The 20350-nt window shown below is 71.0% G+C and carries 16 protein-coding genes and 3 pseudogenes; 10 read left to right on the forward strand and 9 right to left on the reverse strand.

Annotation, left to right across the window (positions count from 1 at the left end; genetic code table 11):
• Window positions 1-59 precede the first annotated feature (59 nt).
• Entirely contained in the window at window positions 60-4820 is a 4761-nt protein-coding gene (locus F9278_RS36395) for an ATP-dependent helicase (RefSeq protein WP_152172092.1), read from the reverse strand.
• A 128-nt stretch (window positions 4821-4948) separates the two neighbouring features.
• Here F9278_RS36395 and F9278_RS36400 point away from each other — a divergent pair, with 128 nt between their 5' ends.
• Genes F9278_RS36400 through F9278_RS36410 form a run of 3 tightly spaced genes read left to right on the forward strand, consistent with a single transcriptional unit; the run spans window position 4949 to window position 6989 of the window.
• A complete protein-coding gene (locus F9278_RS36400; protein WP_152172093.1) occupies window positions 4949-5809 on the forward strand; it encodes an AraC family transcriptional regulator in 861 nt (286 codons plus the stop codon).
• A gap of 29 nt (window positions 5810-5838) precedes the next feature.
• Window positions 5839-6684 (forward strand): AzlC family ABC transporter permease, encoded by an 846-nt coding sequence (locus tag F9278_RS36405; protein WP_404818974.1) that lies wholly within the window; start codon window positions 5839-5841, stop codon window positions 6682-6684.
• On the forward strand, window positions 6681-6989 hold the full coding sequence (locus F9278_RS36410) for an AzlD domain-containing protein (RefSeq protein WP_152172094.1): 309 nt from the start codon (window positions 6681-6683) through the stop codon (window positions 6987-6989). The genes F9278_RS36405 and F9278_RS36410 overlap by 4 nt, the downstream gene beginning before the upstream one ends.
• Before the next feature lie 30 nt (window positions 6990-7019).
• On the opposite strand, the gene F9278_RS36415 is transcribed toward F9278_RS36410, so the two are convergent.
• Complete coding sequence (locus F9278_RS36415) at window positions 7020-7964, reverse strand: hypothetical protein (RefSeq protein WP_152172095.1); 945 nt, start codon at window positions 7962-7964, stop codon at window positions 7020-7022.
• Between the two features lie 79 nt (window positions 7965-8043).
• On the opposite strand from F9278_RS36415, the gene F9278_RS36420 reads away from it, so the two are divergent.
• The 6 genes and pseudogenes from F9278_RS36420 (at window position 8044) to recX (ending at window position 13058) form a co-directional block, all read left to right on the forward strand.
• The gene (locus tag F9278_RS36420; protein ID WP_152172096.1) at window positions 8044-8238 is read left to right on the forward strand and encodes a DUF3046 domain-containing protein; all 195 of its coding nucleotides are present in this window, start codon (window positions 8044-8046) and stop codon (window positions 8236-8238) included.
• 104 nt (window positions 8239-8342) lie between these two features.
• Entirely contained in the window at window positions 8343-9641 is a 1299-nt protein-coding gene (locus tag F9278_RS36425) for an AI-2E family transporter (protein WP_226967103.1), read from the forward strand.
• Between the two features lie 309 nt (window positions 9642-9950).
• A pseudogene (gene recA, locus F9278_RS48520) lies at window positions 9951-10799 on the forward strand (recombinase RecA); the annotation flags it as partial.
• Window positions 10800-11414 (forward strand): annotated as a pseudogene (locus F9278_RS48525) (intein-containing recombinase RecA); the annotation flags it as partial. It lies immediately after the preceding pseudogene.
• Window positions 11415-11537: 123 nt separating this feature from the next.
• Window positions 11538-12170 (forward strand): annotated as a pseudogene (locus tag F9278_RS48530) (intein-containing recombinase RecA); the annotation flags it as partial.
• 3 nt (window positions 12171-12173) lie between these two features.
• Window positions 12174-13058 (forward strand): recombination regulator RecX, encoded by an 885-nt coding sequence (recX, locus tag F9278_RS36435; protein ID WP_152172099.1) that lies wholly within the window; start codon window positions 12174-12176, stop codon window positions 13056-13058.
• 102 nt (window positions 13059-13160) lie between these two features.
• On the opposite strand, the gene F9278_RS36440 is transcribed toward recX, so the two are convergent.
• The 7 genes from F9278_RS36440 to F9278_RS36465 form a co-directional block, all read right to left on the reverse strand.
• Complete coding sequence (locus F9278_RS36440; RefSeq protein ID WP_152172100.1) at window positions 13161-13700, reverse strand: cupin domain-containing protein; 540 nt, start codon at window positions 13698-13700, stop codon at window positions 13161-13163.
• Window positions 13701-13783: 83 nt separating this feature from the next.
• Entirely contained in the window at window positions 13784-13831 is a 48-nt protein-coding gene (locus F9278_RS48535) for a hypothetical protein (RefSeq protein ID WP_309506048.1), read from the reverse strand.
• 184 nt (window positions 13832-14015) lie between these two features.
• Window positions 14016-15707 carry an FAD-dependent monooxygenase gene (locus tag F9278_RS36445; protein ID WP_152172101.1) on the reverse strand — a complete coding sequence of 564 codons (1692 nt, stop codon included), beginning with the start codon at window positions 15705-15707 and terminating at the stop codon, window positions 14016-14018.
• Window positions 15708-15905: 198 nt separating this feature from the next.
• Entirely contained in the window at window positions 15906-16829 is a 924-nt protein-coding gene (locus F9278_RS36450) for an amino acid ABC transporter permease (protein ID WP_152172102.1), read from the reverse strand.
• Window positions 16826-17503, reverse strand: coding sequence for an amino acid ABC transporter permease (locus tag F9278_RS36455; RefSeq protein ID WP_152172103.1), 678 nt, complete (start codon window positions 17501-17503; stop codon window positions 16826-16828). Before F9278_RS36455 ends, F9278_RS36450 begins: the two co-directional genes overlap by 4 nt.
• A gap of 120 nt (window positions 17504-17623) precedes the next feature.
• The gene (locus F9278_RS36460) at window positions 17624-18478 is read right to left on the reverse strand and encodes a glutamate ABC transporter substrate-binding protein (protein ID WP_193241790.1); all 855 of its coding nucleotides are present in this window, start codon (window positions 18476-18478) and stop codon (window positions 17624-17626) included.
• Between the two features lie 82 nt (window positions 18479-18560).
• Window positions 18561-19337, reverse strand: a complete 777-nt coding sequence (locus F9278_RS36465) for an amino acid ABC transporter ATP-binding protein (RefSeq protein ID WP_152172105.1) — start codon at window positions 19335-19337, stop codon at window positions 18561-18563.
• A 318-nt stretch (window positions 19338-19655) separates the two neighbouring features.
• On the opposite strand from F9278_RS36465, the gene F9278_RS36470 reads away from it, so the two are divergent.
• Window positions 19656-20342, forward strand: a complete 687-nt coding sequence (locus F9278_RS36470) for a response regulator transcription factor (RefSeq protein ID WP_152172106.1) — start codon at window positions 19656-19658, stop codon at window positions 20340-20342.
• Window positions 20343-20350 lie beyond the last annotated feature (8 nt).

Consider the following 20350-nt stretch of genomic DNA (forward strand, 5'->3'; position numbering starts at 1 on the left):
ATCGGTACAGCCCCGCGCCCCTTCGAGGTGCCCGGCTCTTGTCGTGAGGCGCCCAGTGATCATGCTCGGATGCGGAGGCCGCGGGGGGTCGCGATGAAGCCCGCTGCTTCCAGGAGAGGGCCGTGGGGGGCGGTGAGGGCCGCGGTGCCGTTCACGCGTTCCACTGTGACCGTGCCGAGGGAGCCCGCGCGGGCCGCCGCGGAGAGGGCTTCGGCGGCGGGGCGGAGGCGGGGGTCGTCCTGGGGGCGGGCGTCGGGGTCGGCGGGCCAGGCGAGCAGGGTCTTGCCGCCTCGCTCCATGTAGAGGGTCAGCTCGCCGTCGACCAGGACGACCAGGGAGCCCGCCTTGCGGCCCGGTTTGTGTCCGGCCTCGGTGGGCGGATCGGGCCAGGGGAGGGCGGCGCCGTAGGCGTTCGCGGGGTCGGCGGCGGCCAGGACCACGGCTCGGGGGGAGGGGGTGGAGGAGCGGGTGGGGGTGGTGTGGTCGGGGGAGCCGTCCCAGGGGGTCCGGGGGGTGCCGGGGCCGTCCGTGAAGCCGTCCGCGGCGGGGCCGGGCAGGGGTTCGTCGCGGTCGCGGGCGTGGGACACCGAGCGGAGGCGGTCCACGGCGCCGTCCATCGCGAACTGGGCGGCGCCCAGGCCCTCGACGACATAGCCGCGGCGGGCCTGACCGCTCTCCTCGAAGACGGACAGGACGCGGTAGACCGCGGAGAAGCCGCCCTCGACCCCCTCGGCGCCCACCGCGCCGCGGGTCACGACGCCGTGCCGGTCGAGGAGGGTGCGGGCACGGGCATGGGCGCGGACCGTGGCGTCGGGCTCGTGGGCGGGCAGGAGGGACCAGCGTCCGGCGACCGTGGGCGGGCCCGTACGGGACTGGGGGCGGGCGGCGGCCGTCAGGGAGCCGTACCGGCCGCGCGGGATCGTGCGCTTGGCGCGGTGGGCGGTGGAGCCCGCGGTGCGGCCCGAGCCCAGGAGGGAGCGCATCGGGGTGAGGGTGTCGTTGGTGAGGCGGCCTGACCAGGCCAGGTCCCAGACGGCGTCGGCCAGTTGGGGATCGGTGGCGTCCGGGTGGGCGGTGGCGCGGACCTGGTCGGCGATCTGGCGGAAGAAGAGGCCGTAGCCCCCGGAGAGGGTGTTGAGGATCGACTCGTGGAGCGCGGTCGGCTCCAGGGGGTGCGCGGGTGGCAGGAGGAGCGGGGCCGAGTCCGCCAGGTACAGGGAGACCCAGCCGTCCTTGCCGGGGAGGGCCCCGGCGCCCGCCCAGACGACCTCGCCGGCCGCGGTGAGTTCGTCGAGCATCGCCGGGTTGTAGTGGGCGACCCGGGACGGCAGGACCAGCTTCTCCAGGGCGGAGGCGGGGACCGACGCTCCCTGCAACTGCTCGATCGCGCGGATCAGTCCGTCGATGCCGCGCAGCCCGTGGCCGCCGCCGACGTGCTGCCACTGCGGCAGGAACTGGGCGAGCGCGGCCGGCGGCACCGGCTCCAGCTCATGCCGCAGAGCAGCCAGGGAACGGCGGCGCAGCCGGCGCAGCACGGTGGTGTCGCACCACTCCTGGCCGATGCCCGCCGGATGGAACTCGCCCTGTACGACACGGCCGTTCGCCGCCAGGCGATGGAGGGCGCCGTCCGTGACGGCCACGCCGAGGCCGAAGCGGGCGGCGGCCGTGGCCGAGGTGAACGGGCCGTGGGTGCGGGCGTACCGGGCGAGGAGGTCGCCGAGGGGGTCCTTGACCGGCTCGGTGAAGGCCTCCGGGACGCCCACGGGCAGGGCGGTGCCGAGCGCGTCGCGCAGGCGGCCCGCGTCCTCGATCGCCGCCCAGTGGTCGGTGCCGGCGATCCGGACCCGGATGGCGCGACGGGTCCCGGCGAGGTCCCGCGCCCACCGCGGCTCGGCGCCGCGCTCGGCCAGCTCGGCGTCCGTGAGGGGGCCGAGGAGCCGGAGGAGGTCCGCGACGCCCTCGGCGTCCTTGACACGGCGGTCCTCGGTGAGCCGGCGCAGCTCACGCTCCAGCTCGGTGAGCACCTCGGCGTCCAGCAGCTCCCGCAGCTCCGCCTGGCCCAGCAGCTCGGCCAGCAGCCGGGAGTCCAGCGACAGGGCCGCGGCGCGGCGCTCGGCGAGCGGGGAGTCGCCCTCGTACAGGAACTGGGCGACGTAGCCGAAGAGGAGGGAGCGGGCGAAGGGAGAGGGCTCCGGGGTGGTGACCTCGACGAGGCGAACCCTGCGGGACTCGATGTCGCCCATCAGTTCGGTGAGCCCCGGCACGTCGAAGACGTCCTGGAGGCATTCGCGGACCGCCTCCAGCACGATCGGGAACGAGCCGAACTCGCTCGCGACCTGGAGGAGTTGGGACGCGCGCTGGCGCTGCTGCCACAGGGGGGTGCGCTTGCCGGGGTTGCGACGGGGCAGCAGGAGCGCGCGGGCGGCGCACTCACGGAAGCGGGAGGCGAACAGGGCCGAGCCGCCCACCTGGTCGGTGACGATCCGGTCGACCTCGCCCTTGTCGAAGGCGACGTCCGCCGCGCCGACCGGGGCCTGCTCGGCGTCGGCCGCCGTGTTCAGGAGTGTGCCCGCCTTCATGGGCTCCATGTCGAGCAGGTCCAGGCCCATCAGGTCGGCGTCGGGCAGACGCAGCACGATGCCGTCGTCGGCGTGCATGACCTGGGCTTCCATGCCGTACCGCTCGGAGAGCTTCGCGCCGAGGGCGAGGGCCCAGGGGGCGTGGACCTGGGCGCCGAAGGGGGAGTGGACGACGATCCGCCAGTCGCCCAGCTCGTCGCGGAAGCGCTCGACGACGATCGTGCGGTCGTCGGGCACATGGCCGCAGGCCTCGCGCTGTTCGGTCAGGTAGGACAGGACGTTGTCGGCGGCCCAGGCATCCAGACCGGCGGCCAGCAGGCGCAGCCGGGCGTCCTCCTGGGACAGGGCGCCCACCTCGCGCAGGAACGCGCCGACCGCGCGGCCCAGTTCGAGCGGGCGGCCGAGCTGGTCGCCCTTCCAGAACGGCAGTCGGCCCGGGACGCCCGGCGCGGGGGAGACCAGCACCCGGTCACGGGTGATGTCCTCGATGCGCCAGGAGCTGGTGCCCAGGGTGAACACGTCCCCGACCCGGGACTCGTACACCATCTCCTCGTCCAGCTCGCCGACCCGGCCGCCGCCCTTCTTGGGGTCGGAGCCCGCGAGGAAGACACCGAACAGGCCGCGGTCCGGGATCGTGCCCCCGGAGGTGACCGCGAGGCGCTGGGCGCCCGGCCGTCCGGTGATCGTGCCCGCGACGCGGTCCCACACCACGCGCGGGCGCAACTCCGCGAAGGCGTCGGACGGATAGCGGCCAGCGAGCATGTCGAGGACGGCCGTGAACGCGGACTCGGGGAGCGCGGCGAACGGCGCGGCGCGGCGGACGGCGGCGAGGAGATCGTCGAACTGCCAGGTGTCCATCGACGTCATGGCGACGAGCTGCTGCGCCAGCACGTCGAGCGGGTTGCCGGGGATCCGCATGGACTCGATCGAGCCGCTGCGCATCCGCTCGGTGACCACGGCCGACTGGACCAGGTCGCCGCGGTACTTGGGGAAGACCACGCCCGTGGAGACCGCGCCCACCTGGTGTCCCGCGCGGCCCACGCGCTGGAGACCCGAGGCGACCGAGGGAGGCGACTCGACCTGGACGACGAGGTCCACCGCGCCCATGTCGATGCCCAGTTCGAGACTGGAGGTGGCGACCACGGCAGGCAGCCGGCCCGCCTTCAGGTCCTCCTCGACCAGGGCGCGCTGTTCCTTGGAGACCGAGCCGTGGTGGGCGCGCGCGAGGACCGGGGGCGCGCCCTGGGCCGCGCCCGAGCCGCCCATCAGCTCCGCCGGGGCGTGGTGCTGGTCCAGCGGCACACCGGTGGCCCGCTCGTACGCGATCTCGTTGAGCCGGTTGCACAGCCGCTCCGCGAGGCGGCGGGAGTTGGCGAACACGATCGTGGAGCGGTGGGCCTGGACGAGGTCGGCGATCCGCTCCTCGACATGCGGCCAGATCGACGGCCGCTCCGCGCCCTCGTTGCCCTCGGCGACCGGGGAACCGCCCAGCTCGCCCAGGTCCTCCACCGGCACGACGACGGAGAGGTCGAACTCCTTGCCGGACGGGGGCTGGACGATCTCCACCCGGCGGTGCGGGGAGAGATAGCGCGCGACCTCGTCCACGGGGCGCACGGTGGCGGACAGACCGATCCGGCGGGCCGGCGCGGGCAGCAGCTCGTCGAGCCGCTCCAGGGAGAGGGCGAGATGAGCGCCGCGCTTGGTGCCCGCGACGGCGTGCACCTCGTCCAGGATCACCGTCTCCACGCCCGTGAGCGCGTCGCGCGCGGCCGAGGTCAGCATCAGGAACAGCGACTCGGGGGTGGTGATCAGGATGTCGGGCGGGCGCGTGGCCAGGGCGCGGCGCTCGGTGGGCGGGGTGTCGCCGGAGCGGATGCCCACCCTGACCTCGGGCTCGGGCAGCCCCAGACGCACGGACTCCTGACGGATACCGGTCAGTGGACTGCGCAGGTTCCGCTCCACGTCCACCGCGAGCGCCTTCAGCGGTGACACGTACAGCACCCGGCAGCGCTTCCTCGGGTCGGCCGGGGGCGGGGTCGACGTCAGCTGGTCCAGGGCGGCGAGGAACGCGGCCAGCGTCTTGCCGGAGCCGGTCGGGGCGACCACCAGCACGTCCGCGCCCTCGCCGATCGCCAGCCACGCCCCGGCCTGGGCCGCGGTGGGCGCGGAGAAAGCCCCCGTGAACCAGCCGCGGGTCGCGGGGGAGAAGCCGTCGAGGGCTCGATCTGCGGAGCTGACCATGCCACCATCCTGCACCCGACCACTGACAACGACCCGGACCTGGGCAAACGGCTCGGAACGGGGCGGGAGGGAGGGGGAGGAGGGGGAGAGAGGCAGGGGGCGGTCGTCGCCGGACGCAGAATGGGGGTATGGCGGGTTCGGTGGAGCGGGCGAGGCACTGGCGGTACGCGGAACTACCCGGTGTCGATCTGCTGCGGGCGAGCTACGTCGAGAAGAAGTTCGTGCGGCACACCCACGAGAACTTCGTGATCGCGGCCATCGCCGACGGCGTCGAGGTGTTCCACCACGGCGGCGCCGACCAGTACGCGGGCCCGGGAGCCCTGGCCCTGGTCAACCCCGACACCCCGCACACCGGCCGCGCCGGCGTACCCGAGGGCTGGCGGTACGGCGCCGTCTACCCGTCGCCGGACGTGGTGGCCGAGATCGCCGCCGAGACCACCACGATCCGGGGCACTCCCGGCTTCGTCTCCCCCGTGCTGGAGGATCCGTACGCGGCGGGCCTCGTCCATCAGGTGCTGCGGGCCGTCGACGAGGGCAACGCGCTGGCCGCGGACACGCTGCTGCGGGTCGCCGTGACCCGGCTGCTGCGCCTCAACGGCGGGCCGCTGCCCCAGCGTGCCGTCCGGGCCGCCGGCGCTCCGGTCGCGGCACGCGCGCGTGCGGTGCTGGAGGAACGGATGGCCGATCCGCCGACCCTGGAGCGGCTCGCCGACGACCTCGGCACCAGCCCCTTCGCCCTGCTGCGGGCCTTCCGCACGGCCTACGGCATGCCGCCGCACACCTGGCTGACCGACGCCCGCGTCCGCCGGGCCCGCGCCCTGCTCGACACGGGCACGGCCCCCGCCGAGGCCGCCGTCTCCGTCGGCTTCACGGACCAGCCGCATCTCAACCGCCACTTCAGCCGGATCGTGGGGGTGCCTCCGGGCGCGTACCAGCGGGAACGTACGGGTGGGGCGGGGGAGGCGCGCAAGAACGTACAAGACCCGTGAGGGTCGCCGCTCGTACCGTCCCGGCTGTGGTGACTGAACAGACAGGTCTCGCGGCGACAGAGGCGACAGAGGCGACAGTGCAGACGGTGGAGACACGTGGCGGCGACGGTGCGAAACCGGAGGGAGCCGTCGTCCGGGACGCCCTGGGGGTCGGGGTGGCCGTCGGGCTGTCCGGGTTCGCCTTCGGGGTGACCTCGGCGGGCAGCGGGCTCGGTCTGCTCCAGACCTGCGCGCTGAGCCTTCTGGTGTTCACCGGGGCCTCCCAGTTCGCCCTGGTGGGGGCGCTCGCGGCCGGGGGCAACCCGTTCACGGCGGCGGCCGGGGCGTTCTTCCTGGGCGTACGCAACGCGTTCTACGGGCTGCGGCTCTCCCAGTTGCTGGCCCTCCCGCGCGCGGTGCGGCCGTTCGCCGCGCAGTGGGTCATCGACGAGACGACGGCCGTCGCCCTCGCCCAGCCCACGCGTCGTGCCGCCCGCATCGGCTTCACCGTGACCGGACTCAGCCTCTATGTGCTGTGGAACCTCACCACGCTGCTCGGCGCGCTCGGGGCCGAGGCCATCGGCGACACCGGCGCGTGGGGGCTCGACGCGGCCGGGCCCGCCGTCTTCCTGGCGCTCCTGGCGCCGATGCTGAGGACCACCGCGGAGCGGGCCGTGGCGGGCATCGCCGTCGTCCTGGGGCTCGGCCTGCTGCCCGTACTGCCCGCCGGAGTCCCGGTCCTCGTCGCGGCGGTGGCGGCCCCGGTCGTCCTCTGGGCGGAAGGGCGCCGCAGGGCGGACGACCGGCCGGACGGTCAGGGGAAGACCGACGACCGGCGGGACGGCGGCGAGGCCGGAGAGAGCGAAGAGGGCGAAGAAGGCGGGGAGGGCCGATGAACGTCTGGATCGCGATCGGTGTCACCGCCGTCGGCTGCTACGCCGTCAAGCTCATCGGCCTGCTGGTTCCGGAGGGCGTCCTGGAACGCCCGCTCGTCCAGCGTCTCGCCGCCCTGCTGCCCGTGGCCCTCCTCGCCGCCCTCACGGCCCAGCAGACCTTCGCCGACGGACATGTCCTGGTGCTGGACGCGAGGGCCGCGGGGCTCGCCGCGGCAGCCGTTGCGCTGCTCCTGCGCGCGCCCTTCCTGTTGGTCGTGGCCGCGGCGGTGGTCGTCACGGCGGGGGTGCGGGCGTTGACGGGCTGACGTCAGGGCGGCTGCGGAACCGGTCGGTCCTCAGCCGATCGGCCGGCCGTACGCCCGCAACGTCCGCAGCGCCTCGATCGTCACGATCGGGCGGCTCTCCATGGCCGTGCTCGGGGCCCACTGGCGCCAGCGGATCGGCCAGCCGCCGTCCTCCGTCTGTTCGCCCGCCAGGAAGTCGAGGGAGCGGGACATCTCCTCGTCGGTGAACCACGCGCGCGCGACGGACTCGGGGGTGTGCGCGAAGTCGTGCGGGTAGTGGTGCTCGCCAGGCGCGTAGCCCGCGGACACCCGGTAGTCGTTCGGCCGCTGCGGATCCAGTGTGGCGAGCCGGTGTTCGCGCACCAGGCGGCCGAGCCGGTCGGCGGCCGTACGCGCGCGTGGACGGTCGGGCACGGAGTCCAGGAACGCCACGGCGGCATGCACCTCGTAGGGGTGCGACCGCTCCAGGGACTCGACGGCCTGCCAGCAGAAGTCGGTGGCCCGGAACAGCCACGCGTGCCACACCTGGTTGCGGTGCAGCAGGCCCACCACGGGCCCGGTGGCCAGCAGATCGCTGGGCGGGTCGTCGACGATCGGCACGAACGGGGCCGCCGGGTAGCCGCGCTGCCCGGGGTGCACCGCGGGGAGGGCGCCGTCCGGCGTGGACACGGATGTCAGATAGCGGCACACGCGCTCCACCCGCTGTCCGCCGCAGCGCCCGATCGAGTCCAGGACGCGCAGCGCGTGCCCGGTGTGCAGCGGCTGGCTCACCGGGCCGCGCAGATCGGGTTCCAGCGCGTGGCCGTAGCCCTCGTCGGTGTTGCGGTAGGCGGCCAGCGCGGTCTCCACCGCGTCGGCGCTCCCGTCCAGGAAGTGGTACGCGAAACGGCGCTGCTCCAGCACGCGCGCGGTCAGCCAGACGAACTGTTCGGCGCGCGCCAGCGGGGTGCGTGCCGGGGACGACGAGGGGAGTGGGGATGCTCCGGTTTCGGCCATGGGTCCGACCGTAGGGCGGAAAGCGGTATCGGCAAGCGGTCCCGGCCAGGCCCACCCCCTGGGGCGGGATACTGGACTCATGCGGTTGACGGTCTTCTGGCAGCGGATGGCGGATCACTTCGGTGAGGGGTACGCCGACACCTTCGCGCGCGATCATGTGATGTCCGGCCTCGGCGAGCGCACGGTGCACCAGGCGCTGGACGCCGGCTGGGAGGCCAAGGACGTGTGGCGCGTGGTGTGCTCGACCATGGGCGTACCGGCCGAAAACCGCTGAAAGAGGCTGAAAACACAGGGGCTTCACCACGTGGACGCCGGTCGTTGGACCGGAAGATCCGGGGGCGGCGACCGATTGTCGGTGGCGTGGGCGAGACTTGGTCCGTGGCCCCCACAGACGAGACCGAGCGGTTCGACCACCAGGCGTCCCCGTTCGGCACGACACCGCCCACCGGCCCCCCGGCCGGCCCGGGTCCCGGTGTGGTGCCGAGCGGCCGTATGCCGCGCTGGCTGCCGCGCGCGATGGTGCTCGCGCTCTCCCTCGTCGCCGTGTTCCAGCTGGGCAGTTGGGCGTTCCACCAGCTGATCGGACTGCTGGTCAACATCCTCATCGCGTTCTTCCTGGCGCTCGCGATCGAGCCGGCGGTGAGCTGGATGGCCTCGAAGGGGCTGCGCAGGGGCTTCGCCACCTTCCTGGTCTTCCTGATCACGCTGATCGGGGCCGCCGGGTTCGTCACCCTGCTCGGGTCGATGCTCGCCGGCCAGATCATCAAGATGGTCGAGGACTTCCCGGCGTACCTCGACTCCGTCATCAGCTGGATCAACACGAGCTTCCACACGGAGCTCAAGCGCGTCGACATCCAGGAGGGCCTGCTCCGCTCCGACTGGCTGCAGAAGTACGTGCAGAACAGCGCCACGGGCGTCCTCGACGTCTCCGCGCAGGTGCTCGGCGGTCTCTTCCAGCTGCTGACGATCGCGTTGTTCTCGTTCTACTTCGCCGCCGACGGGCCACGGCTGCGGCGCGCGCTGTGCTCCGTGCTGCCGCCCGCCAAGCAGGCCGAGGTGCTGCGCGCGTGGGAGATCGCCGTCGACAAGACCGGCGGATATCTCTACTCTCGCGGGCTGATGGCGCTGATCTCCGGTGTCGCGCACTACGTCCTGCTGGAGTACCTCGACGTGCCCTACGCGCCCGCGCTCGCGGTGTGGGTCGGTCTGGTCTCGCAGTTCATCCCCACGATCGGCACGTATCTGGCGGGTGCCCTGCCGATGCTGATCGCCTTCACCGTCAACCCGTGGTACGCGCTGTGGGTCCTGGTGTTCGTGGTCATATACCAGCAGTTCGAGAACTATGTGCTGCAGCCCAAGCTGACCGCCAAGACCGTGGACATCCACCCGGCCGTCGCCTTCGGGTCGGTCATCGCGGGCACCGCGCTGCTGGGCGCCGTGGGAGCGCTCATCGCCATCCCCGCCATCGCCACGCTGCAGGCCTTCCTCGGGGCGTATGTGAAGCGGTACGACGTCACCGACGACCCCCGGGTGCACGGTCACCGCAGACGCGGCACGGGCAACCTCGTCGCCCGGCTGCGCGGGCGGGTGGAGGAGACGCTCGCGAGGCAGCGGGGCACGGGACGGTCGGCGGACGACTCCGAGAACGCGGGCGGAGACGGCGACACCGCCCCGTAGCGCACGGGCGGGAGACGAGTCCGTGCCGCCTTCGGCATGGACCGTGCGACGGGTGGGGACCCGGTCGTGGAAGTCCTTCGGAAGTCCTTCGGAAGTCCCGGGGTGTCGCTTGACACTAAAATCGAACATCCATTCTTATGGAGGCTCTGGTGGGGACCTCGGCCGGAGTCCGACAGGAGTTCGGCAGGGTTTTCGTGGAGAAGTGCCCGAGTTATCCACAGGCCGGGCGGGCGTCGGGGCCCATTGTCAGTGGCAGGCGTTAGCGTCTTTCACGTGAAGCGATCGACTCAAGCAAACCGGGTGGAACCCATGGCAGGAACCGACCGCGAGAAGGCGTTGGACGCCGCACTCGCACAGATTGAACGGCAGTTCGGCAAGGGTGCGGTGATGCGCCTCGGCGAGCGGCCGAACGAGCCCATCGAGGTCATCCCCACCGGGTCGACCGCACTCGACGTAGCCCTCGGTGTCGGCGGTCTGCCGCGCGGCCGAGTGGTCGAGGTGTACGGCCCGGAGTCCTCCGGCAAGACGACCCTGACCCTGCACGCGGTGGCGAACGCGCAGAAGGCCGGCGGCCAGGTGGCCTTCGTGGACGCCGAGCACGCCCTCGACCCCGAGTACGCCAAGAAGCTCGGTGTCGACATCGACAACCTGATCCTGTCGCAGCCGGACAACGGCGAGCAGGCCCTGGAGATCGTGGACATGCTGGTCCGCTCCGGCGCCCTCGACCTCATCGTCATCGACTCCGTCGCCGCGCTCGTCCCGCGCGCGGAGATCGAGGGCGAGATGGGCGACAGCCACGTGGGTCTGCAGGCCCGTCTGATGAGCCAGGCCCTGCGGAAGATCACCAGCGCGCTCAACCAGTCCAAGACCACCGCGATCTTCATCAACCAGCTCCGCGAGAAGATCGGCGTGATGTTCGGGTGCTTCAACTACTCGACCCGGGTCACGCTCGCCGACGGCACGCAGGAGAAGATCGGCAAGATCGTCAATCAGCGGATGGACGTGGAGGTCCTCTCTTACGACCCGGAGACAGACAAGGTCGTCCCCCGCCGCATCACCAACTGGTTCGACAATGGGAACGCCGAGCGGTTCCTGCAGTTCACCGTGGCCAAGTCCGGCAAGAATGGCAAGGCACAGTTCGCCGCGACGGAGAACCACTTGATCCGCACGCCGGGAGGCTGGCGTGAAGCAGGCGAACTGATCGCTGGTGATCGCGTACTCATCAGTGAGAAGAAGGCATTGAGTGGACAGCAGGAGCAGGTTGTCCTCGGGGCGCTGATGGGCGACGGCAACCTTTCTCCGAACCGGAAGGGCCGTACCGGGGCCCGCTTCCGTATGGGGCATGGTGCCAAGCAGGCCGAGTACCTGGACTGGAAGGTCTCGCTGCTCGGAAATATCGGATGCTCTCGGACGCAGAACGAGAAGGGTGCGGTCTTCGCGGACTTCTCTCCGCTGCCGGAGCTGGACGAGTTGAGGGAAGTCGTCTACTTCGGCGGAGGCAAGAAGCACATCACTGGGGAGCATCTCAAGGCGATGACTCCGCTGGCCCTGGCGGTCTGGTACATGGACGACGGTTGCTTCACGGTGCGTTCCAAGGGGCTCCAGGAGCGTACGGAAGGCGGCTCGGGACGGATCGAGATCTGCGTCGAAGCCATGAGTGAAGGTTCACGGGAGCGCGTCGTCGACTACCTGCGAGACACGCACGGTCTCGACGTGAGCCTTCGCCTGGCAGGAGAACGGCAGATGGCAGTACTGCAGTTCAGCACTGACTCGTCGGCTCGCTTCCAGGACATGGTGGCTTCCTACGTGCACCCCTCCATGGAGTACAAGCTGCTTCCGCGTTTCCGCGGTCGATTCGGTGTCGAGCCGGAGTTCGTCGAGGAAACACAGCGCCTCGTGGCCTCGGAGATCCTCGACATCCACGTCAAGCCGCCGACGCGCTCCATGAAGAAGTTCGACATCGAGGTAGAGGGGACGCACAACTACTTCGTTGACGGCGTCATGGTCCACAACAGCCCGGAGACCACGACCGGTGGCCGCGCGCTGAAGTTCTACGCCTCGGTGCGTCTCGACATCCGCCGTATCGAGACACTGAAGGACGGCACCGACGCCGTCGGCAACCGCACCCGTGTCAAGGTCGTCAAGAACAAGGTCGCGCCGCCCTTCAAGCAGGCCGAGTTCGACATCCTCTACGGCCAGGGCATCAGCCGCGAGGGCGGTCTGATCGACATGGGCGTGGAGCACGGCTTCGTCCGCAAGGCCGGTGCCTGGTACACGTACGAGGGCGACCAACTCGGCCAGGGCAAGGAGAACGCCCGTAACTTCCTGAAGGACAACCCCGATCTCGCCAACGAGATCGAGAAGAAGATCAAGGAGAAGCTGGGCGTCGGTGTCCGGCCCGAGGAGCCCACCGCAGAGCCGGATGCGGACGCGGCGGTGGCTGCCACGCCCGCGGACGACGCCGCGAAGACGGCGCCCGCGGTGGCTGCCAAGACCGCCAAGACCAAGGCCACGGCGGCGAAGAGCTAGTCCGTGACACGCAGAACGGACTGGGGCGACTACGCATGCCCCAGTGCCCCCGAGAGCCGGGGGCGCGGGGGTACCGGCGGAGGCATCGGGGGATCCGCCGGGGACGGGCACGAGCCGTCCGGCGTCGAAGCATACGGTGGCGAGGCGTACGGCGGTGACGGGTTTGGCGGTGAGCCCTACGGCGACGGGGGCGCCGCGCGACGGGAGGGCGGCTCGCGTGCCGATGGGGGCTCGGCCGCCGGTGCCGGTGCTCGGCGGCGCGGCAGACGTGGTGACCGGGGTGGCAGGGGGCGTGGCTTCGGGGAGTCGGGCGACGGCCCGGACGGCGGGGGGCCGCAGGACGGGGGTTCGTCTTTCTCGTCGAGGGCCGAGAAAGGCGAATCCTCAGGGGACCCGGCCGAGCGGGCGCGCGCGATCTGTCTGCGCCTGCTCACCGGGACCCCGCGCACCCGCAAGCAGCTCGCGGACGCCCTGCGCAAGCGCGAGATCCCTGAGGACGTGGCGGACGAGGTGCTGTCGCGGTTCGAGGAGGTCGGGCTGATCAACGACGGCGCGTTCGCGGACGCCTGGGTGGAGTCCCGGCATCACGGCCGGGGCCTGGCCCGGCGTGCCCTCGTCCAGGAACTGCGTACCAAGGGCGTCGACTCGACCCTGATCGACGAGGCCGTCTCCCAGCTCGACTCCGAGCAGGAGGAGAGCACGGCGCGCGAGCTGGTCGCCCGCAAGCTGCGCTCCACCCGGGGCTTCGACCGGGATAAGCGCCTCCGCCGACTCGCCGGCATGCTCGCCCGCAAGGGCTACCCCGAGGGCATGGCTCTCCGTGTCGTCCGGCAGGCGCTGGAGGAGGAGGGGGAGGACACGGAGGGGCTGGAGGACGACGGGTACTGAACCGAGGGGGCTGGCGAGGGCGGGGGAGGGCACACGCACGCGGACGACATGGTCGCGGTCAAGCGGAGTTGGGCGGGAGCCCGCTCGTGCGCGGCCCCGGGCTCACTGCCAGTCGGACGGGCGCTCGACGTGCTCCAGGCGCAGTACCTGTCCCGTGCGGCTGTAGCGGCGGATGCGGGGGAGGGGCGGGTAGTAGGCGTGGACGGAGATCGCGTGCTCCTCGGTGGACTCGTTGAGCACCTCGTGCACGTGGTGGCGTCCGAAGGAGCGGCCCTTGCCGGCGGACAACTGACGCTCGCGGTCGATGTCTTCGGTGAGTTCGAGGGTCTTCCAGCCGTCGGTGGGCAGCCGGGCGGTGAGCGAGTACTCCTTGAGTTCGCCCGCGGCGGTGACGAAGGCGCCGACCGAGTCGGCGTGGTCGTGCCAGCCGGTACCGGTCCCGGGCGGCCAGCCGATGAGCCAGGCCTCGCTGCCGCCGGGACCTTCGAGGCGCACCCAGGTCCGGCCCTCGGGGTCGAGCGGGAGCGAGGCGATCAGTTCGGCGTCGGCCGCCGCTCGACGCGCGAAGTCGAGCAGCTCCGCCTGTGTGGGGGCGGAGAGGGTCGGCGCGGAGGCGGGGGGAACAACGGGGGACACAGACACGGGTACCGTCCTGAGGTGCGTTCGCTCGGGACCGCGCGGCGGCCCGGGGGCGGTGTGCGCGGGGAAAGAAGAGGGAGGCGAATTCAGCAGGACGGACGACACACGCAGCCCGCGTAGCGGACGAGGTCCATATGGACCCTCCGCCACAGGCGCGTAGAGGTGTCGGTCACGGTCCGGAGTAGACCATGACCGCGCGGAGCGGTCAACTGACCGTCACTATGTGGACACAGCGACGGTCGAGGTGGACACGGCGACGGTCGAGGTGGACACGGCGACGGTCTGACGGGGGCGGGTGTTCTCGTCGGCTCGGGCGGTTCAGCGGGAACCCGTGGCCGCCTCGGTCGTCTCGGACCGCTGCTCCGGTCCGCCCAGCGTCGCTACCGCCGCCGTGTACAGGTCGGCGGGGCGTACGCCGCTCAGGGCGGTGACGAGATAGCCGTCGGGGCGGACGAGGAGGACGGTGTGGGCGCCCGCGCCCGGGTAGGCCTCGGCGACAAGTAGCTCGGCGGGGTGCGGCAGGGCGGCGACGGCGGCGGCGAGGCGCGGCATGAGCCCGGCGCTCATCCAGTGCTTGCGCTCCCACACCCCGGTGCCCGGCGCGATCAGCACCACCAGCAGCGCCCCCCGCCCGAGCCGGTCCCGCAGCGGTACGAAGGTGCCGTCCTCCGCGGTCACCTCCACATCCACGACCTGGTGGCCGAGCGGTGTCTCGACCGGAGTCTCGGCGGCGGCGCGCGGAGGCATCAGCGGGGAGTCGGAGTACGCCCCCGGCGCACCCAGTGCCCCGCGCCCCAGGTGGCCGTCCGAGAGGAGCGCGTCATGGCCCCGGGACGAGCCGGGGACGTAGGCGCGCAGGCCCTTGCCGCCGCGCAGCAGCGGCAGCACCTGGTCGGCGGCGCGCAGTCGGGTGGCGACGACCGCGCGCCGCTCCGCCTGATAGCTGTCGAGCAGGGCCTCGTGCGGGCCGTGGTGCCAGGCCAGGGCCAGTTTCCAGGCGAGGTTGTCGGCGTCCCGGAGCCCCTCGTCGAGCCCCTGGGTGCCGAGCGCTCCGAGCAGATGCGCGGCGTCCCCGGCGAGGAAGACCCGGCCGACCCGCCACCGCCGGGCGAGCCGGTGGTGCACGGTGTGCACGCCGGTGTCCAGCAGGTCGTACGGCGGTGTGGAACCGCCCGTCCAGCCGGCGAGGGTCTCGCGGACGCGGGCCACGAGGAGTTCGGGCGTGACGAGGTCCTTGCCCGGCGGCAGCAGCCAGTCCAGGCGCCAGACGCCGCCGTCGAGGGGGCGCGCGGTGATCTCCCCGCCGGACGGTCCCGCCGTGCGCCACGGCGGCATACGGTGCAGCAACGCTTCGCCGGGCCAGGGGAGTTCGGCGCGCAGTGCGGCCACCGCGTGCCGTTCCACCGCCGTACGGCCGGGGAAGCGGATGTCCTGGAGCTTGCGGACGGTCGAGCGCGGGCCGTCGCAGCCGACCAGGTAACTCCCGCGCCACCAGGTGCTCTTGGGGCCTCGGGTGTGGGCGGTGACGCCGGACTTCTCCTGCTCGATCGCGTCGAGACGGCTCTCCACGGCGACCTTGACGAGCCGTTCGCCGGCGATGGCCTCACGCAGCGCGGCGGTCAGGACGTGCTGTGCGATGTGCAGCGGGGGGAGGTCGGCGGATCCTTCGACGATGTCCTCGGGGCCGCCTCGGGTGGCCTTCGCCCCGTCCCGGGGCGGGGCCTCCGACTCGTCGAAGTCGGTTTCGCCGAACCGGACCTGACGCATCACCTGCTTGCGCCGCATCGACCGCCATCCGGTCCAGCGGTGGCCGGCCCGGGAGAGCGGGACGCCGGACAATCGTTCCAGCAGGGCGGCCGTGTCCTCGTTCAGTACCACCGTCCGCGCGAGCCGTTGCTCGTCCTTGCCCGGTCCCTCGTCGAGGACCACGGACGGTACCTCCTGGCGCGCCAGCGCGAGGGCGAGCGTGAGCCCCACGGGCCCCGCTCCGACGATGATCACCGGGTCCACGGCGCGGTGCCCCCCGCCCGACGTGACGTCCCGGCGGACGTGGGCGAACAGGAAGTTGGAGCAGGGTGCACGATCACAGAACGTATGCAACCCATTGCCGGTGCTTGCGTCAAGTGACGGAGGGCAGTGGCGATCATGCCACTGCCCTCCGGGGAGCGAATCGGGGGACATCCTGGGCGGATGTCACCTGATCGTTCGTCAGGTGTCCTGCTTGTCGACGTAGGTGCCGAGGCCGGGCAGGCCGCCGCCTTCCCCGCCGGTGGCCGTCGTGCCGCCGACCGCCGCTGCCGGGAGCACGGCGCCCGTCGACTTCTTGCCCCGCCGCAGCCGCTGCTCCAGCCAGCTGGCGAAACTCGTGATGATGAAGTTCAGGACGATGTAGATGATCGCCACCACGACGAAGCTCTGGATGACATTGGCGTAGACCGCGGCCAATGTCGCGCGCCCGCTGAGCAGTTCGGTGAAGCCGATCATCACGCCGCCGAGCGCGGTGTCCTTCACGATGACCACGAGCTGGCTGACGATGGCCGGCAGCATCACGGTGACGGCCTGCGGCAGCAGGATGGTGGACATCGTCTGGCCCTTGCGCAGACCGATCGCCTGGGCGGCCTCCGTCTGGCCCTTGGGGAGGGCGAGAATGCCGGCCCGTACGACCTCGGCGAGGACCGAGGCGTTGTACAGCACCAGGCCGGTGACGACCGCGTAGAGCTGCCGATCCTCGGTGGTGACGTCCGTCGAGCGGGCGAAGACCTCGTTGGCGAACAGCATCAGCAGCAGGACGGGGATGGCCCGGAAGAACTCGACCACCGCACCGGCCGGGATCCGCACCCACCGGTGGTCGGAGAGGCGCGCGATGCCGAAGAGCGCACCGAGGGGAAGCGCGATCACGATCGAGAACGCCATGGCCTTGAGCGTGTTGGCGAGGCCCGGCAGCAGATACGTGGTCCACGCCTCGGAGGTGAAGAACGGCTTCCAGAGCTTCCACTCCAGCTGGTTCTTGCTGTCCAGCGCCCGCCAGAGCCACCACGCCAGGAGCGCCATCAGGGCGACGAAGACCACCGTGAGGATCACGTTGCGCCGTTTGGCCCGGGGGCCGGGGGCGTCGTAGAGAACGGAACTCATCGCTTCACCGCCAGTCGCTTGCTCAGCCAGCCGAGGATCAGGCCGGTGGGCAGAGTCAGTACCACGAACCCGAAGGCGAAGATCGCGCCGATGAGCAGCGTCTGCGCCTCCTTCTCGATCATGCCCTTCATCAGGTAGGCAGCCTCAGCCACACCGATCGCGGCGGCCACGGTCGTGTTCTTCGTGAGCGCGATCAGGACGTTGGCCAGCGGGCCGATGACCGCGCGGAACGCCTGCGGCAGCACGATGAGGCCGAGAACCTGGGTGAAGCTCAGCCCGATGGCGCGGGCCGCCTCGGCCTGGCCGACGGGGACGGTGTTGATGCCGGACCGCAGCGCCTCGCAGACGAATGCGGCGGTGTAGGCCACGAAACCGAGAATGGCGAGTCGGAAGGCCTGGAGCTTGACGTCGCCGCCGGCGCCCATCGTCACCCGGAAGATGTCGGCGAGGCCGAGCGAGGTGAAGACGATGATGACGGTCAGCGGGATGTTCCGCACGACGTTCACATAGACGGCGCCGAAGCCGCGCATCAGGGGCACGGGGCTGACGCGCATGGCGGCCAGCAGGGTTCCCCAGATCAGAGAGCCGATGGCTGAGAAGACGGTGAGCTTGACCGTCATCCAGAACGCACCCAGAAAGGTTGGGTCGTTGTAGTTTGAAAGGAAGTCGAACACTGTCTCCCGCGCTTCCGGGTGTGTGGCATACGAGGCAGGCGCACCGCGCCGCCGCCCTCACCGCGCTCTGCGGCGGGCGGCGGCGCGACTACGAGACCCGCGCTGGGTGCGGGTACCCGCTTACTTGACGATGTCGCCGATCTTCGGGGCGGGCTCGTTCTTGTAGTTCGCCGGGCCGAAGTTCTCCTTGACCGCGGTCTCCCAGGCGCCGTCGCTGACCATCTTCTCCAGGGCGGCGTTGATCTTGTCGACGGTCGCCTTGTCGCCCTTCTTGACACCGATGCCGTAGTTCTCGTTGCTGAGCTTCAGGCCCGCGAGCTTGAACTGACCCTTGTAGTTCTCCTGCGCGGCGAAGCCCGCGAGGATGGAGTCGTCGGTGGTGACCGCGTCCACGGCACCGCTCTGCAGACCGGCGATGCACTCCGAGTAGCCGCCGTACTCCTTCAGCTGCGCGTCCGGAGCGATGTCCTTCTTGACGTTCTCCGCCGAGGTGGAACCGGTCACCGAGCAGAGGATCTTGCCGTTGAGATCCGTGGCCTTGCTGATGTCCGAGTCCGCCTTCACCAGCAGGTCCTGGTGGGCCAGCAGGTAGGGGCCGGCGAAGTCGACCTTGTCCAGACGCTCGTCGTTGATCGAGTAGGTGGCCGCGATGAACTTGACGTCGCCGCGGGACAGCGCGTTCTCGCGGTCGGCGCTCTTGGTCTCGACGAACTCGATCTGGTCGGGCTCGTAGCCGAGTTCCTTGGCCACGTACGTCGCCACGTCGACGTCGAAGCCGGCGAAGGAACCGTCGGGCTCCTTCAGGCCGAGACCGGGCTGGTCGTACTTGATACCGATCTTGATCTTGTCGCCGCCACCGGAGCCGGAACCGGAGCCCGAGCTGCTGTCGCTGCTGTCGTCACCACCACAGGCCGTGGCGGTGAGGGCGAGGACGAGGGCGGTGGCCGCTGCGGCGGAGGCCTTGCGAAGCTTCATGGTGAACATCCTTTGAGTGGTGAAGAGATGCGGACCGTCATGGTGCGGGTGCCGGGGGCCGTGAACGGCTTCGGCAGGGCCGTCAGTGGTGCAGGATCTTCGACAGGAAGTCCTTGGCCCGGTCGCTGCGGGGGTTGCTGAAGAACTGGTCCGGCACAGCCTCTTCGACGATGCGGCCGTCCGCCATGAAGACCACCCGATTGGCGGCCGACCGGGCGAAGCCCATCTCGTGCGTGACCACGACCATGGTCATGCCGTCCCGGGCGAGCTGCTGCATGACCTCCAGCACCTCGTTGATCATCTCGGGGTCGAGCGCCGAGGTCGGCTCGTCGAAGAGCATGACCTTGGGGTCCATGGCCAGCGCCCGCGCGATCGCGACACGCTGCTGCTGACCGCCCGAGAGCTGCGCGGGGTACTTGTCCGCCTGGGTGCCGACACCGACCCGGTCGAGCAGACCGCGCGCCTTCTCCTCGGCCTTGTTCTTGTCGGCCTTGCGGACCTTGATCTGCCCCAGCATCACGTTCTCGAGCACGGTCTTGTGCGCGAAGAGATTGAAAGACTGGAACACCATGCCGACGTCCGCACGCAGTCGTGCGAGTGCCTTGCCCTCCGCGGGCAGCGGCTTGCCGTCGATCCGGATGTCGCCGGAGTCGATCGACTCCAGCCGGTTGATGGTGCGGCACAGGGTGGACTTACCGGACCCTGAGGGTCCGATCACCACGACGACCTCGCCCCTGGTGATCGTCAGATCGATGTCCTGGAGTACGTGCAACGCGCCGAAGTGCTTGTTGACGCTCTTCAGGACGACCAGGTCGTCGGCCGCGGGCACCGCGTCCTTGACCACCGAAACTTCGGTCATCGCTTTGTGGCTCCGTCCTCCTCGGTTTCGGAGGACAGTAGTGACCTGCGACGACCAGCGTCATTACATCTGAGCGAGAATTGAGCATAACGATCTGGTAGCCGGACGGACACTGCACGTGACGGGCCTGGGCGGGGCGTTTCGGCTGGGTAACGGAACCCGCCGGGAACTCGTACGGCCTTGACGGCGTCCTCACTCATCAGTGTGACTGCGAAGAGGCCGACGCGCGCGTCCCGGGATGCGAATCCGCGTAATGTGTGCCAGCCGAGGCGTACAGATGACCGAAACACGCTCTCCAACGAACCGGAAGGGGCCGGAATGAGGCTGCTCCTCGTCGAGGACGACAACCATGTCGCCGCCGCCCTGTCCGCGGTCCTGGCCCGGCACGGCTTCGACGTCACCCACGCCCGCAGCGGCGAGGAGGCGCTCCAGGCGCTCGTCCCGGAGGGCAACGGCTTCGGGGTCGTCCTGCTCGACCTGGGCCTGCCCGACCAGGACGGATACGAGGTCTGCGGCAAGATCCGCAAGCGCACCAGCACCCCGGTGATCATGGTGACGGCCCGTTCCGACGTACGCTCCCGGATCCACGGCCTCAACCTCGGCGCAGACGACTACGTGGTCAAGCCGTACGACACCGGTGAGCTGCTGGCCCGTATCCATGCCGTCGCCCGGCGCCGGGCGCCCGACGAGGCGGCGGCCTCCGGTGACAGCGGGCTGCGTCTCGGGTCCGTGCTGATCGAGCTGCCCACCCGCCAGGTCAGTGTGGACGGCTCGGTCGTCCAGCTGACGCGGAAGGAGTTCGATCTGCTCGCGCTGCTGGCCCAGCGGCCCGGGGTGGTCTTCCGCCGGGAACAGATCATCAGCGAGGTGTGGCGGACCAGTTGGGAAGGGACCGGCCGCACCCTGGAAGTGCATGTCGCCTCGCTGCGGTCCAAGCTGCGGATGCCCGCCCTGATCGAGACGGTGCGCGGGGTCGGCTACCGGCTGGTCGCCCCGACGCCGTAGCGTGCCCC

It is taken from the genome of Streptomyces phaeolivaceus, assembly GCF_009184865.1.
GTDB lineage: Bacteria > Actinomycetota > Actinomycetes > Streptomycetales > Streptomycetaceae > Streptomyces > Streptomyces phaeolivaceus.

What these genes read in the sequence shown, in the direction of transcription:
- F9278_RS36395 (WP_152172092.1), bottom strand. Translation starts at nt 4,820, where the DNA reads ATGGTCAGCTCCGCAGATCGAGCCCTCGACGGCTTCTCCCCCGCGACC.
- F9278_RS36400 (WP_152172093.1), top strand. Translation starts at nt 4,949, where the DNA reads ATGGCGGGTTCGGTGGAGCGGGCGAGGCACTGGCGGTACGCGGAACTA.
- F9278_RS36410 (WP_152172094.1), top strand. Translation starts at nt 6,681, where the DNA reads ATGAACGTCTGGATCGCGATCGGTGTCACCGCCGTCGGCTGCTACGCC.
- F9278_RS36415 (WP_152172095.1), bottom strand. Translation starts at nt 7,964, where the DNA reads ATGGCCGAAACCGGAGCATCCCCACTCCCCTCGTCGTCCCCGGCACGC.
- F9278_RS36420 (WP_152172096.1), top strand. Translation starts at nt 8,044, where the DNA reads ATGCGGTTGACGGTCTTCTGGCAGCGGATGGCGGATCACTTCGGTGAG.
- F9278_RS36450 (WP_152172102.1), bottom strand. Translation starts at nt 16,829, where the DNA reads ATGAGTTCCGTTCTCTACGACGCCCCCGGCCCCCGGGCCAAACGGCGC.
- F9278_RS36460 (WP_193241790.1), bottom strand. Translation starts at nt 18,478, where the DNA reads ATGAAGCTTCGCAAGGCCTCCGCCGCAGCGGCCACCGCCCTCGTCCTC.
- F9278_RS36465 (WP_152172105.1), bottom strand. Translation starts at nt 19,337, where the DNA reads ATGACCGAAGTTTCGGTGGTCAAGGACGCGGTGCCCGCGGCCGACGAC.
- F9278_RS36470 (WP_152172106.1), top strand. Translation starts at nt 19,656, where the DNA reads ATGAGGCTGCTCCTCGTCGAGGACGACAACCATGTCGCCGCCGCCCTG.